The sequence below is a fragment of the Paenibacillus sp. 8b26 genome (genome assembly GCF_050626875.1).
In the GTDB taxonomy this organism is placed as follows: Bacteria; Bacillota; Bacilli; order Paenibacillales; family Paenibacillaceae; genus Paenibacillus.
On record NZ_CP192445.1, the window covers coordinates 3,511,083 to 3,526,067 of the forward strand.

At 45.0% G+C, this 14,985-nt stretch carries 12 protein-coding genes; 7 read left to right on the top strand and 5 right to left on the bottom strand.

Going from position 1 to position 14,985, the window contains the following annotated elements:
* The first annotated feature begins 31 nt into the window (after positions 1–31).
* Together ACQ4MX_RS16185 and ACQ4MX_RS16190 are read left to right on the top strand one after the other, a co-directional pair.
* The gene (locus ACQ4MX_RS16185) at positions 32–1,441 is read left to right on the top strand and encodes a glycoside hydrolase family 1 protein (protein WP_431091354.1); all 1,410 of its coding nucleotides are present in this window, start codon (positions 32–34) and stop codon (positions 1,439–1,441) included.
* A 202-nt stretch (positions 1,442–1,643) separates the two neighbouring features.
* The gene (locus ACQ4MX_RS16190) at positions 1,644–2,354 is read left to right on the top strand and encodes a GntR family transcriptional regulator (protein ID WP_431085949.1); all 711 of its coding nucleotides are present in this window, start codon (positions 1,644–1,646) and stop codon (positions 2,352–2,354) included.
* Between the two features lie 98 nt (positions 2,355–2,452).
* Here the strand turns inward: ACQ4MX_RS16190 and ACQ4MX_RS16195 are convergent, their stop codons facing one another.
* On the bottom strand, positions 2,453–2,989 hold the full coding sequence (locus tag ACQ4MX_RS16195; RefSeq protein WP_044644212.1) for a PadR family transcriptional regulator: 537 nt from the start codon (positions 2,987–2,989) through the stop codon (positions 2,453–2,455).
* A 216-nt stretch (positions 2,990–3,205) separates the two neighbouring features.
* On the opposite strand from ACQ4MX_RS16195, the gene ACQ4MX_RS16200 reads away from it, so the two are divergent.
* Both ACQ4MX_RS16200 and ACQ4MX_RS16205 read left to right on the top strand, forming a co-directional pair.
* Entirely contained in the window at positions 3,206–4,477 is a 1,272-nt protein-coding gene (locus tag ACQ4MX_RS16200) for an L-lactate MFS transporter (RefSeq protein WP_431085951.1), read from the top strand.
* Positions 4,478–4,517: 40 nt separating this feature from the next.
* Entirely contained in the window at positions 4,518–6,467 is a 1,950-nt protein-coding gene (locus ACQ4MX_RS16205; protein WP_431085954.1) for an FAD-dependent oxidoreductase, read from the top strand.
* Between the two features lie 213 nt (positions 6,468–6,680).
* Here the strand turns inward: ACQ4MX_RS16205 and ACQ4MX_RS16210 are convergent, their stop codons facing one another.
* Positions 6,681–8,246 (bottom strand): family 43 glycosylhydrolase, encoded by a 1,566-nt coding sequence (locus tag ACQ4MX_RS16210; protein WP_431085956.1) that lies wholly within the window; start codon positions 8,244–8,246, stop codon positions 6,681–6,683.
* A gap of 394 nt (positions 8,247–8,640) precedes the next feature.
* Between ACQ4MX_RS16210 and hmpA the strand changes: the two genes are divergently transcribed.
* Positions 8,641–9,870 carry an NO-inducible flavohemoprotein gene (gene hmpA, locus ACQ4MX_RS16215; protein WP_431085957.1) on the top strand — a complete coding sequence of 410 codons (1,230 nt, stop codon included), beginning with the start codon at positions 8,641–8,643 and terminating at the stop codon, positions 9,868–9,870.
* Between the two features lie 100 nt (positions 9,871–9,970).
* Here the strand turns inward: hmpA and serS are convergent, their stop codons facing one another.
* From serS to ACQ4MX_RS16230, 3 genes are all read right to left on the bottom strand, one after another.
* Positions 9,971–11,272 carry a serine--tRNA ligase gene (gene serS / locus ACQ4MX_RS16220; protein WP_431085958.1) on the bottom strand — a complete coding sequence of 434 codons (1,302 nt, stop codon included), beginning with the start codon at positions 11,270–11,272 and terminating at the stop codon, positions 9,971–9,973.
* 298 nt (positions 11,273–11,570) lie between these two features.
* On the bottom strand, positions 11,571–12,017 hold the full coding sequence (locus tag ACQ4MX_RS16225) for an AbrB/MazE/SpoVT family DNA-binding domain-containing protein (protein WP_431085960.1): 447 nt from the start codon (positions 12,015–12,017) through the stop codon (positions 11,571–11,573).
* 21 nt (positions 12,018–12,038) lie between these two features.
* On the bottom strand, positions 12,039–12,485 hold the full coding sequence (locus ACQ4MX_RS16230; RefSeq protein WP_431085963.1) for a hypothetical protein: 447 nt from the start codon (positions 12,483–12,485) through the stop codon (positions 12,039–12,041).
* A gap of 179 nt (positions 12,486–12,664) precedes the next feature.
* On the opposite strand from ACQ4MX_RS16230, the gene ACQ4MX_RS16235 reads away from it, so the two are divergent.
* Positions 12,665–14,062 (top strand): helix-turn-helix domain-containing protein, encoded by a 1,398-nt coding sequence (locus ACQ4MX_RS16235; protein WP_431085965.1) that lies wholly within the window; start codon positions 12,665–12,667, stop codon positions 14,060–14,062.
* 230 nt (positions 14,063–14,292) lie between these two features.
* The gene (locus ACQ4MX_RS16240) at positions 14,293–14,472 is read left to right on the top strand and encodes an aspartyl-phosphate phosphatase Spo0E family protein (protein WP_044644219.1); all 180 of its coding nucleotides are present in this window, start codon (positions 14,293–14,295) and stop codon (positions 14,470–14,472) included.
* Positions 14,473–14,985 lie beyond the last annotated feature (513 nt).

Consider the following 14,985-nt stretch of genomic DNA (forward strand, 5'->3'; position numbering starts at 1 on the left):
AGAGAGGAGTAGAGCTGTGAATCATACCGAAATGAAAGATACAGAGAAGCAAACCATTTCATACCTTTTTCCATCCGACTTCTGGTGGGGTTCCTCAGCTTCGGCTACCCAGACAGAAGGAACCGTGGAGGGAGACGGCAAAGGACCGAACATATGGGATTATTGGTTTGAGCAGGAGCCGAACCGTTTCTATGACGGGGTCGGTCCTGCGGATACGTCCCGTTTCTATACCCGATACAAAGAAGATATTGCACTCATGAAAGAGCTTGGTCACAACTCTTTCCGGTTCTCCATTTCCTGGTCGCGTCTGTTTCCGGCGGGAAGAGGTGCCATAAACCAGCAGGCGGTTCAATTCTATAATGCCGTCATTGAAGAATTGCATCAGGCCGATATTGAGCCGTTCGTGAATCTGTATCATTTTGATTTACCGATGGCTTTACAGGAAAAGGGAGGCTGGGTAAACCGGGACACGGTCGAAGCATATGTGGATTATGCCAATACCTGCTTCGAGCTGTTCGGGGACCGTGTAGCCAAATGGTTTACGCATAACGAGCCAATTGTCCCGGTGGAAGGCGGCTATCTGTACGATTTCCACTATCCGAATGAAGTGGATTTCGGCAAAGCTGTACAGGTGGGATATCATACCCTGTTATCGAGCGCCAGTGCCATTCAGGCATACAGAAAGGGAGGCTACAAGGGAAAAATCGGCATTATTTTGAACCTGACGCCAACCTATCCGCGTAGTCAGCATCCGGCAGACGTGCGGGCCGCTGAGATATGCGATGCGTTCTTTAACCGTTCCTTTTTAGACCCATCTGTGACGGGAGAATTTAATCCTTTGCTCGTGGAGCTGCTGCGCCAAGAGGAATTTTTACCAATCACGGAAGAAGGGGATCGGGAGATTATACGTCAGGGCACTGTGGACCTGCTGGGCATTAACTATTATCAGCCACGCAGAGTCAAGGCCCGCGAAAGTCTGCCAAACCCGGACGCGCCTTTTGTGCCAGAACGTTACTTTGATTATTATGTGATGCCAGGTCGCAAGATGAATGAAATGCGGGGCTGGGAGATCTATGAGAAGGGCATTTACGATATCCTGACCAATGTCAGACAGAATTACGGAAATATTGAATGCTTTATCTCGGAAAACGGGATGGGCGTTCAGGGTGAGGAAAAATTCAGGGATGCACAGGGCATGATCCACGATGACTATCGCATTGATTTTATCCGTGAGCATCTAAAATGGGTTCAACGGGCGATCTCGGAGGGCTCCAATGTGAAAGGCTATCACCTGTGGACGTTTATGGACAACTGGTCCTGGTCGAACGCCTATAAAAACCGCTATGGCTTTGTATCTGTCGACCTGCAGGACGGAGGCAAACGATCCGTTAAACAAAGTGGGCACTGGTTCAAGCAGGTGATCGAAAATAACGGATTTTAAGGTGGTCCTCTGGACCGCCTTTTTTTCTTCATCACCGAAAATGGACTATGCCGTATGCCGCTGGTGAGAAAGTGTAATGTTCGGTATACTTACTTATACCGTAACACCTTAACGTCCCGCCTGCAGAACAAAATGAACCAGCAATACCGATGTTTTGGTAAAATGCTGACATAAAACAATTTTTAGTACAGGTGGTAGACTGATGAACAAATACGAGCGGATTGCGCAAGAAGTCAAACAGCGGATTATGGATAAAACCTATAGCGGTGATGATCCGATTCCCGATGAAATCTCGCTGGCAAATGAGTTTCAGGTGAGTCGGATGACGATTAAGAGGGCATTGGATACGTTGGTGATGGAAGGACTATTGAATCGTAAAAGAGGGCACGGGACCTTTATCGTCAAATCGGTTCACAATGGTCCTGTTAACGTTGTGGTGAATGAAATGCTGGGGTTAACCAACGTCCTGCGCGGAAAAGAAATCAAAAATAAAATTGTAGCTTTTGATGTTCAATTTCCATCCGAGGAAGTAGCGGCTCATCTATTTATTGATGCCAATTCTCCTGTATATCACCTCATCCGTCTGCGTATAGTGGAGGGCGAGCCTTACGTCATTGAGCGCACTTACATGCCCACGAAGCTGATTAGCGGTATTACCGAGCAGGTGCTGTATGGCTCGGTGTACAAACATATTAAGGAGGAGCTGGGCCTTAATATTGTCGGTTCACATCGTACAATTCGCGCGTCCAAGTCGACAGAACTGGATCGGGAGCATTTGGACTGTGCAGCGGATGATCCAATCTTGGAAATTGAGCAGGTGGGATATCTGGATACGGGTATTCCGTTTGAATACTCTTTCTCACGACATCGGTACGACAAATTTGTGTTTACCACAGTGAACCGGATGCGTTGATAAGTAAAGAATAAAAGAATAAGCATAAGGATTCGAGCTACAGATCTCGGATCCTTATGCTTTCTTTTGGTTAACCATTTAGGGGAAAAGGAGACGTTCTATTTTTTACAATAAGAAATAAAATTTTCTAACCATTGTATGATTCCAGTCTCGCGTAAAATAGCACCATCTAATACAAGATAATCGCCAAAGTTATCACTATCAAGAGGAGGAATAGTTTCATAGCGTTCTTTATTTTTGCGTAAATGTTCCAGCCTATCTTGATGTTGAAGCAGCTGATGTTCCAACAGATCTAATCGGGTTGTTACATCCAGATGATTAGAAAAATACATTCTCAGCCTAAACACATCTTTGGGAGTCGGTTCAATAGGCTCTGCTTTTTTTAACCATTGTAAAAAATCTTCTTTGCCTTCCTCCGTAATCGAATACAATTTTTTTTCTAAAATCTCTCCGCTAATTTGGATTTCGTAGACGATAAGTCCCTCATTAAGCAGCTTTTTTAATTCTGGATAGATCTGACTGTGCTTTGCAGTCCAAAATTCGCCTAAATCTCTACTGAATTCTTTACCGATATCATAACCAGTCATAGGTTCTTTATTTAACAAGCCTAGGATGGCATATTTTAAAGTTCTCATAAGGCTCTCTTCCTTATACATATTCGTCGTTTATTGGTTAAGTATAACATATTTAGCGAGTCCACAATAAGATTGATACATATATTCAAAAACACGTTCGATAAATCATATAAATACATACATGTTTCTGTTGATATATTTGAAAGTGCGTGTTAATATTAATTCGAAATATGTGAATGATTTCACAATACAACGACGAGGGAGAAGAAGATCTTAGTGGAACTTACAAAAAAGAGATGGATTATTCTGATTGCAAGCTGCTTTATTAATCTGTGCATTGGATCAATTTACGCGTGGAGTGTATTTTCTGCCCCAATGGCAGAATATTTGAGTAGCGTAACAGGACTTAGTTTAACACCGGGGAATTTGGCTATAGCATTTACGATTACAAATTCGGTAGGTCCTATCACGATGATTTCAGGTGGCTGGATTAATGATCGGTTCGGGCCCAAGAAAGTGATCTTTGTAGGGGGCTTGCTGTTTGGAGGCGGTATGATTTTATCAGGATTTGCAACATCTGTAGGTTACCTGGTATTGGCTTACGGTATCGTACTCGGCCTAGGAACGGGAATGGTTTACGGATGTACAATTAGCAACTCTATTAAGTTTTTCCCTGACAAAAGAGGATTAGTTGGCGGTATAACAACGGCTGCTTATGGAATAAGCTCAGTTATTATACCTCCTATTGCCAATAGTTTAATCAGTAGGTCTGGTGTGACATCAGCATTCATTATCATCGGTATAGCATTTCTTATTATTGTATGTGCTGCTTCTTTCTTCATTGAGAAATGTCCCTCTGATTTTGTCCCTGCAGGATGGACACCCAAGACTGTAAATGTTGGCCGTTCTATTCAGAACGACAAAGACTGGAAAGGCATGCTCTCAAGCCCTCTGTTTTATATCATGATCTTGTTATTAATGTGTGGTGCTTTTGCCGGACTCATGTGTACATCACAAGCTTCTCCTATAGCTCAGAAAATGATTGGTATGTCTGCGGCAGCCGCTACGACAGTTGTTTCCGTATTGGCATTGTTTAACACGGGCGGACGAATCATTGCAGGCTATATTTCGGACAAAATCGGTCGAATCAATACCCTGGCATTTTCTTCTGTCTTTTCGGTCATAGGACTCACATTGCTTTATTTTTCAGGCGAAGGTAGTGTGTTGACATTCTATATTGGTATTTCAATGATTGGTTTATGCTTTGGCGCACTGATGGGGGTATTTCCTGGATTTACAGCCGATCAGTTTGGTGTGAAAAATAATAGTGTGAATTTTGGAATTATGTTTATTGGATTTGCACTAGCAGGATACTTTGGCCCATCCATTATGAGTAATGTTTACAGCACAGACAATAGTTATCAGAGAGCCTTTGTCATTGCGGCCGCTCTTGGCATAGCCGGACTTGTTCTAACATTTGTATATAAGTTCACTACCCGTAAAAATCAGAAGATGGCTGTGGATATGAATCAGAAAGCTATCAATTAAACCTAAGAAAGCAATAAATACAGATAAGGAGAATGAAATCATGCAAAGAAAATATCCAAACCTATGTAAACCTATCACAATTGGAAATGTGACTTTCAGAAATAGAATGTTCGGCTCTCCTATGGGAGGTACAGATATTACAGCTGACTGCACTATTGGACCCAAATCTACAGCTTTTTATGAATTAAGAGCAAAAGGCGGTGCTGCGTCAGTTACGGTCAGTGAAGTTGTGGTTCATCCCGAAACGGAAGCTTCCCATATGTACCATCTGGATCTGGAGACAGTAGATTCTCTTGCTAGTTTTACCTATACTGCAGACGCTATTCGCCGTCACGGGGCAATTGCTAGTGTGGAATTGTCTCATTCTGGACAGTATGCAGGAACTTATCTGACTGACAAAAATAAGAAACAAGGACTTGCTCAGTGGGGACCCAGCCCCGGAGTACGCCCGGACGGCAGAGAAGTAAAGGAACTTTCGCAAGAACTAATTGATGATATCGTAGCAGCTTATGGTAGATGTGCTGGACTTGCCAAGAGAGCAGGTTATGAAATGATTATGGTTCATGGCGGACATGGATGGTTGATTAATCAGTTTTTTTCTCCTTATTTCAATCGCAGAACAGACAAGTATGGCGGAGCTTTGGAAAACAGGGTTCGTTTTGCACAGGAGGTTCTTGACAGTGTCCGTAAAGCTGTGGGTTCTGGCTTCCCAATCGAGTTTAGAATGAGTGGTTCAGAGTTATTTGAAGGCGGCTATGATCTGACAGAAGGTATAGAAATTGCTAAATTAATCGAATCAAGAGTCGACTTGCTCCATGTATCTGCCGGAACTTATCAGACAGGATTTGGTATCACACATCCTTCGATGTTCTTGCCTCATGGGAGTAATGTTTATCTTGCAGCAGAGATCAAGAAGCATGTAAGTGTTCCGGTTGCAACGGTTGGCGGATTAAATGACCCGGCTCAAATGGAAGAAATTATTGCCAGCGGTCAGGCGGATATTGTTGAAATGGCTCGCGCACTGCTGGCTGATCCAGAGCTTCCAAGAAAGGTGATGAGCAACCGCGACGAGGACATTATTAAATGTCTGAGATGCTTCACTTGTATGGCAGAACGTGCAGAAACATCCACAAGACGCTGTACGGTTAACCCATTAATTGGTCGTGAAATGGATGGAACAGAAATATATCCTTCCCCTAATCCACGCAAGGTTCTAGTAGCCGGTGGAGGCCCAGGCGGACTTTATGCAGCTCTTACTGCAGCTAAACGAGGACATAAAGTCGTTCTATGTGAGAAGTCTGACGAGGTAGGCGGTATCTTGAGGGGAGAACAGGCGATTCCTTTTAAATATGAGATGTATGAGTTAGGTGTTACTCTCGGAAAACTGGCCAAAGACGCCGGTGTTGAGATTCGTTTGAATACATCTGTTACTAAAGAGTATGCGGAGAAAGAAAATGTGGATGCGTTAATTATAGCAGTTGGTTCCGCAGCAATTGTTCCTCCAATTCCTGGACTGAATGGTGATAACGTAGCCATTGTTAATAACTACTATCTGGAGAAGGATAGGGTCAGCGATAGCGTAGTCGTATTAGGAGGCGGTCTGGCTGGCTGTGAAGCAGCAATTCACCTTGCCCAGGAAGGTAAGACTGTTCATCTGGTAGAGATGAGAACAGAACTGGCTCCGGATGCTAATATTAGACATCGTCCCATTATGTTAAAAGAAATCGAAAAGAATAACATTCAAGTTCATTTAGGATTCAAAGGGCTATGTGTTACACAAGAAGGCGTTGTTTGCGCTGATCAAAATGGTGAAGAACATCTTGTTCCAGGTACTTCAGTCATTTGTGCGCTTGGACAACGGCCAAGGAGAAGCGTAGTAGATGAGTTAATGGATTGTGCACCTTATGTTTCACAAATCGGAGATTGTGTTAAGGCATCTACGATCACGACCGCAATATATCAAGGATATCATGCAGCGCTTGATATCTGATGATCTGCGACTCACGATCACTGCCCGGCCTGTGACACTCAGGAAGTTTAAGAGAGGCACTCGACGAGCATAGGGTTCAACACAAATCGCACAGCTCCTGCTAATGGATACATCATTGCGCAAGAGCTATGCGATATTTTTTAAGGATTACAGATTGTACGGATGGTCAGCATGGTATAGCCTTTGGTGAATTCTTCTTACGGCCTCAAGGGGTTAAGGCAATATTCCAGGTGCGAAAGTTGGGTTACCAAGCAATCTGACTTCATGCACCGTTGGGGTATACCAGTTGTTCGGATTATTAAATAGCACCGCATTTACCAGATTGATTCGCACGTAGCGTGCTTGAAAATTGACCTTGTCACTGGTAAAGCCATACGCGGTATTACCCGTGCGGTCAATGGTGGAATAGTTAACTCCATCCGTGCTGTATTCTATTTTATACTTATAATACGCTTCAGATCCTTTGTACATAAACCAGGAAATATCCACTTCGCTGATTGTCTTCGTGCTGCCCAGATCAACCTGCCACCAAGCGGGCCAGGATGCAGATGCAGCCTTCCACGAGGTTTGGGCGTTGCCGTCATTCGCCAGCGAAGCTGGAGAGCCGGAGGCGGTTGAATTGGCAGTCGCCGTTTTGCCTTGCGCGTGATTCACAAGAGAAGGCAGAGTGACGTTGCCTGTCGTAGCATCCAGATCCCAACTGCTGTACCAGTTCAGCGTTGCCGTCTTACTGGAATCGTTCAGGGCCAGCGGTAGCCATATGAACTTGTGGTCGCTCAGATTGAGTGGATTCCAACGGTCGCCCATATAAATGTAGCTGGTTCCTGCGCTGCCTGTAATGGTGGCGATGGAGTGAATCTGCGAGCCGTAGGCTGCCGGGTCACCGAAGGGTGAAAGTGCAGACCAGCTTCCCGTCATGGAGCTGGCGGTGGCATAAGCACCCTGATTCGGATACCAGCCAGATGCTTGCGAGGTGAACAGGTAGTAGGTGTTGTTCTTTTTCACAACAGCAGGGGCTTCACGGTAGCCATTCTCGAAGATCCAACCCACAAATGATTGCACGCCCGTATAGTCGGCTGTCAGCTTGAAGATCGCCATCGTATCGTTGGCACCGCCATTTTTACGAGAAGCCGTAATGAGGTAGCCGCTACCGTCGGTATCTGTGAACACCGTCATATCACGGGACTCGTAATTCAGTGGGCGGAAGCTGCCTTGGTAGACAAAATTCCCGTCGGGTGTATCGCTGGTAGCGACAGCTACACGACCGAGTGAATAGTCTGAACCATTTTCATAATGGGCCCATAGCACATATTTTCCGGTGGTTTTGTTGTAAATGACTTTGGGACGCTCGATTTTGCTGGAATTCAGCTCAGGGGCGGAATTTTTGGTGAGGATGGTGCTGCGGAAGGACCAATTTTTCAGATCGGTAGAGGTATAAACGTTCACTTTTTCAAATTTCCAGTTTTCAGCATGCTCGCCGTACCAATAGTAAGTGGAGCCTACCTTTAAAATATTACCGCTGTTCGCCTGAATCGGATTACCTGCGGTATCTTTCCAATCCGTTCCGTTTGTAATAGCTGTGTTTGCTGCTGCGTTCAGCGATAGTGCTGCATCAGCATGAATGGTATCCAAACCATTCAGCGCTTCGACTCCATAGGTTGCATGGGTCACACTTGTCGTATCGGCATGCACTGCATTCGGTTGAAGCCCTGTACCGACCACTGCAAGTATGATGCATATCCATGCGCCCAGCCATTTGCTGTTGTTGATCCACTTCACGATATCATCTGCCTCCCTTAATACGATAGAATGGGCCAGTATGGCTTGTCCGGCACCTCACCTTAGATTTTATCTTAATTGGAAGCGTTTACAAGTGGAATAAATTGAAGTTTTTAGAATGGTGAAACCTTAAAGGGGAACGTCCGACCGACTCCGGCCTATAGGCGTTCCCCTTTTTGCCTACTTGCGGAAAGGTCATTACTTACACCGGAAATGTTTACGAGTGTGCGTTTTGTCATTGACATGTTCTAATTATTTAAATTTAAAGTGACTGCAATCACATTAAAGGCTACTTTATGTGGGTATACTGGGCTGTAAATGGAGGGTTACAATGGGGTGCATATGTTGAAACACCCTTTGTTCATCTTATTTTGGAGAGAAGAGGGATACAAAGATGCTGAGTGAGCAAACCATTGCAACGATAAAATCGACTGTACCTGTCTTGGAGGTGCACGGAACTACGATCACCAAGCGCTTTTACCAAATGATGTTCGAGGCTCATCCCGAGCTGCTGAATATATTCAATCACGCTAACCAGAAGCAAGGACGTCAGCAAGGGGCGCTGGCCAATGCTGTATATGCGGCTGCACAGCACATTGATCGTCTGGAGGAAATCCTTCCGGTGGTGCGGCAGATTGCACACAAGCATCGCAGTTTGGGAATTAAGCCTGAGCATTATCCTATCGTCGGAAAATATCTGCTCACTGCGATCAAGGACGTGTTGGGGGATGCGGCTACAGACGAGATCATCGCCGCATGGGCCGAGGCCTACGGTGTGATCGCTAATGTATTTATAGACGTGGAAGCTGAAATGTACAAGGAGGCGGAACAGCAGCAGGGAGGCTGGTCAGACTTTAAGAGCTTTGTTGTGCAGAAAAAGGTCAAGGAAAGCGATCAAATTACGTCCTTTTATCTGGTGCCGCAGGATGGACAGGTGCTGCCTGCATTCGAGCCTGGGCAATACATCAGCCTACAGATACGGATTCCGGGTGAGCATAATACCCACATCCGTCAATACAGCCTTTCGGATGCACCGGGCCAACCTCACTACCGGATATCCGTAAAACGCGAGGATGCCGTAGGGTCCCGTCCGGCGGGTAAAGTATCCGTGTATCTGCATGAGCAGGTGCAGGCGGGCGATGTACTACAGGTATCTGCACCGGCTGGCGATTTTACGCTGGATCGGACAGATCGCAGACCTGTCGTGCTGATCAGCGGTGGGGTCGGGCTAACACCGATGGTCAGCATGTTGGCTTCCTTGGTGGAGTCTGCTCCGGATCGGCCCATCACCTTTGTCCACGCAGCAGTCAACGGGGATAACCATGCTCTGCGTAATGAGGTGGAAAAGCTGGTCGCCACACATGCACAGGCCACAGTTCGGTGGTGTTACAGCAGACCAACGGAGCAGGATCGGCTGGCGCAGGCTTTTCACAAGGAAGGCCGTTTAGATCTGGCCTGGTTGCAATCTGTGATACCGGAACGTAACGCGCAGTATTACTTTTGCGGCCCTGAGGGATTCATGCAATCGGTGTACGCTCTTTTGAAGGAGTGGAATATCCCTGCATCGGATATCCACTATGAGTTTTTTGGCCCTGCCAGAGCGTGGGAAGCCGAAGCGCAGTGAGGAGTTTAAAAAGGCGAAGGATAGTTTCCTTCGCCTTTGTTGATCATCACGTTTGGAGTTTATATTAATGCTGTTCGTGTTACTTAAATGCTGTTAATCCTCAGACTGTTCCGTCCTGACCGGGAGGTCGCAGAAATACTGCACGATGCGGCATATACTGGCGTAATGCATCTGGAATACGGATCGAACCGTCCTCTTGTTGGTGATTCTCCAGCAGCGGGATCAAAATACGGGGTGAAGCAACTGCTGTATTGTTGAGCGTGTAGGCATATTGCAGCTTGCCGTTCACATCCCGGTAGCGGATGTTGGAACGCCGCGCCTGAAAATCAAGCAATTGGGACGACGAATGCGTCTCGCCATAAGCCTGTCGGCTGGGCATCCATGTCTCAATATCCACCTGCTTGTAAGTTTTTTGCGCCATATCGCCTGTACAGACGGCCATTTTGCGGTAAGGCAGCTCCAGCAGTTGAAGCAGGTCTTCCGCATTGCGCGTAATCTCCTGAAACATCTGTTCCGAAGCGTCCAGACTGGCTTCGCAAATCACTACCTGCTCGACCTTGGCGAACTGATGCACACGATACAGTCCGTGTACATCTCTTCCGGCCGAGCCGACCTCATTACGGAAGCATACCGATACGGCCGCCAACCGGATCGGGTCCGTAACGTCCACGATTTCACCGCTGTAATACGAGACAAGCGGAACCTCCGAGGTACCGACGAGCCATTGATCCTCTCCTGCGATACGGTACGTCTGATCCACCCCGAGCGGGAAGAAGCCAGTGCTGTGCATCGCCTCGGCGCGTACCATCAGCGGAACATCCAGCAACTGAAAACCCCGTTCGGTCAGCAGGTCCACAGCAAGTTGCTGTACTGCCCGGTGCAACGCGACTCCGGCTCCTGTCAGGTAGTAGTTCCGGGTTCCGGCTGTTTTGACGCCCCGGGTAACGTCGATCAGGCTGTGAAGCTGACCGAGCGCCATATGATCGCGTGGCTCAAATCCGAAATCGGGGACCGTACCGACCCGCTCCAGTTCTACATTATCCTCATCTGATCTGCCCCGTGGTGTATCTGGCGAAACGATATTAGGAACTATAAGCATGAGCTGTTGAAACTGCTCCTCCACTTCCCGCTGCGGGGCTTCCAGACGGTCTAACTGTCCGTTAATTTCTTTGACCCGCCGCTTGTTTTCTTCCGCCTGATCGCTCTTTCCGGCATGAATTAGTGCGCCAATATCCTGACTACACTGATTCCGCGTCTGACGGAGTTGCTCCACTTCCTGAAGCAACTGCTTTCTCCGGTTATCCAGGGTGAGCAGCTCTGCAACCGAGACCTGTATTCCTTTTCCATTTGCTGCTGCCTGAACCTGTTCCTGATGTTCTCTGATCCACTTGATATCCAACATGACACCGCACTCCTTTTCGGATAAAAATACAAAAAGCGCCCTCATCCACATGGGACGAGGAGCGCTCTGATCTCGCGGTGCCACCCAAATTGACTGGACAGCATGACAGATGTCATGACTCTCCAATCCACTTTGCTCCGCTATAACGGGCGGGTGTCCGGTTTACTTAGGAATACATGTTCATATCGTACACTCATGTATGTTCCTTGGCGTAAACGCCTCCGAGTTGGATGCTCTTCACGGGCGTAATGTCGTTTGCTTTTTTGTTAGTATACGGATTTTTGGCAGGTTAATCAAGCTACAACAACTTTTTAAGCTGCGATATACGGCCTTGCGACACGCCAAGCCATTGTGCATATTCGCCCTGCTTGGCATGGGGATGTTCATGCACAAGTTCTCTTAGGCGTTGGATTAATTTTTGTGACGATTGGTTTACTCGCTTTCCTTTGTACACAGGTTTCTTAACCATTGGAGCAGGAGTGCGACTAACGCCTATATTTCCTTTTAGCTCTTGTATACAGGTTTTACATAGAAGTGAATCCCTAAAAAAGGTCAGATCTTCGTCAGCATTACATAGGTTACAGGCGACCCCGATATACTTTCGCATACTCAAAAAACCCGTTTCGATATCCATATAAAATGCTAAAGGATCGCCAACATCAATACTCATAGACTTCCGCATTTCTTTAGGAATAACGATTCGGCCTAATGAATCTAAGGATCGAGTCATACCTGTATTCTTCATCGTGATACCCTCCTTCTTCATCTATTTTGGCAAAGCTCTTTCCTCCAGTTGGGCACTTGCCTGATCGAACACTTGTTGTATAAGCTGGCTTATGCGAGCTTCTGAGATACCCAACATGCCAGCATATTGCTGTTGTGTAGCATGTGGATGGCTTTCATATAGATCTAAAAGAAGTTGAGCCATGATCTCTTTGGGTTGAAAGACTTGTTTACGCATGGATACGATCTTGAGCATATAGTTGCAATTTTTACATATGAGAGAGCCTTTGAAATCACTTAATTCTTCGGTAGAGAGACAAAAATGACAAGACTGCCCGTAGTATCTTTGTAGTAATAGCGTACCCGTCTTTTCATCTGCAAAAAATTCAATAGAATGACCGTGAAAAATATCGCATGTATATAGGATTTCCTTGGGAATGACCAAGCGCCCTGTAGGGTCTAAGTTTTTTGTCATTTTTACATGAGGCATTGCCAAAAGACCTCCTATTACCAAGATAAAAAGCAATAAAATAGAAGTATTTATTGTTATTCCAAAAGGTGGTATCATCAGGAGTAGTAAAAACCTTTATCATATTATAAGTTTCCAAAATATATTTTTTAAAAAAATGTGTATCATATTAAAGTTCACGCTGAAAGGGTGGTATATTTATGGAAATCACACCCAAGATTAGAGCAGAATTAGAAAGATACCTAAAACAAGCAGGCTTGAGCATGACCGGGTTTGGACACATTGCTGGCATGAATCCGGGTACGGTGAGCGGTATTATAACGGGTAATCGTACCATTTCGGTGCACCAATTGGATCGCATTACGTTAGGAATGAATTTACCAGCAGACCATTTTTATGAAAGATATATTGAAGAAAGTGTGATAGATGCACCGCTGAACTGGAAAAGAATTAGCCCGTTCTTGTACCGCTGTGTGCAGTTTCAGCGCGTAGACTGTTTGCAAAAAGTAGTAAGTGTGCTGCTGGATAATCTGGGCTATCTTCCTTATCTCTTTGCATTAGCAGAAGATTGTTATAAACAAGATTATCGGGAAGCAGCGGCTTACCTATACGAGAACATCGCCGAGGGCGAAAAACAGCAGCATTCGGAACGACTTGCGATCTGCCAATATCGCTTGTTCACCATTGCGATCGGAAAGGATCAAAATCGCAATATGGACGCCGCGGCCAAATTCGAATCGTTTGTCCATCGTTTGCATGAAGCCGACCAACTGGATGCGCTGAAAGATTTAGTGAATGTGTACAGAGCATTGAGCCAGTGGGACAAGGTATATAAGTATGCAAAGCAGATGGGACAGCTAGGGAGAATATACTATGGTATGGTTCATAACTCTGAGCGCAAGGAAAAAGAACCACAAAGAAAGCTAAGCAGGCCACTTTTTGTATACATAGCTTATGCTGAACTGCTGTGTGCTAATGCCTGTGATGCCAAGGGAGATCATGAGCAGGCATTAGTACATCTTCAAGGCTATGCTGATCTAAGCTGGGTTAAGGAAAGTGACTCGGACACGCTTCATTGGTTGGGTCAATTCCAGCATTGGGCGAAAATTAATACGTATGTGAATAAGCTGATGTCGGGAGATGTGAGTGTCCTGCCGGATTACGTAGAATATATAGCTGGCGAGAAAGAGATTTTTGCAGAACTCTTAAACGTTATTGAAGCAGCCAATCGCTATAACATAGATGTGGATCATATCCTTCGGCGCTTTGAACCCCAAATTACGGCGTATCAGGAAGTTTCATCTACGGATATGTACACACAACAATTCTTACCACAGCAGTATGCACGGTTTTGGTATAAGATGGCTAAATACAGCCTAAATAAAGGTAAATATTCATATGGTTTCAAATGTTTAATCGACGCGTTAGAAAAAGCTGGTACAATTAATCATGTACTACTTATTGCCAATTGTGCAGGTTTATTTGACTGCTTCAGGGCATACGCCGCTCCTGAAATATTGGCTCAGTATCATTCTACTTACCAGGAGGTGTGGAAGGAAAATGATCAAAAAGATGGCTTTGCTCTTGACAGCAATTAGCTTTGTACTGGTACTCGTACTACCAGTCCAGGCTAAAGATCCTACCCTGGGCACATTTAAACCGCAAGAACACATTGGTGGAGCTTGATCCGAGCACTATTTCATTACCATTGACCAGCCTAGCCGCTGGTCTTTTTTTTGTTATATTTTGTTGATTTTTGATTGCTAAAATAGCGATCCATATTTCCACATTCCAACCTAAAATGAGATACATTAGGAGGGAATGCGCTATGAATACAGATGAAACGTTAAATCAACAGTTGGAAGATGCCCGGCAACGATTGCATGATCTGTACAAACAATATGGTTTCGGACATGCCTGTGTGCTTGAACAGTCTATGTTTTTGGATGAACTGATTAATCAGTACAACCGTATGTTTCAGACCAAGAAGCTGACCCAACTGATATAACCAAACATCCTCATGCTTTCAGAGCCACATCATCTACATTATTTTTCTTGCCTTAGCATGACGCCTGGTTTCGTTCAAGTAAATAAAACAGATGCCGTTTATGCAAAACTATTCCTCCTCTCATCTAACTAGTATAATCATTCTATATAATGGCTTTTTTAAAAGAAAAATACAATAACATGTAATAAAATGTAATTTATTTTGAGGTATAGGTAAGAATCGATGCATATATTAATTTCAAAAACCAACCAATGACCAATAGAACCTATCCTTTGACCTAAAAGAAATGGCAATGCAAGCTTGTTAAAAGCTTTGTAAGGTTAGCTAACTAGGAGAGGGGATTCATTTATAGGGGATTATTGAACATTTGCGTAGAAAAACAGAAATCGTGTGATATAATTATTATTGAAATAATTACCACTAATTAAAAATTTATGTATTTCAGTAATGCAAGATGTATACACCTCCTATCTACTTCAATAGTGCATAGGAATTTGTATAAATATCATTTAA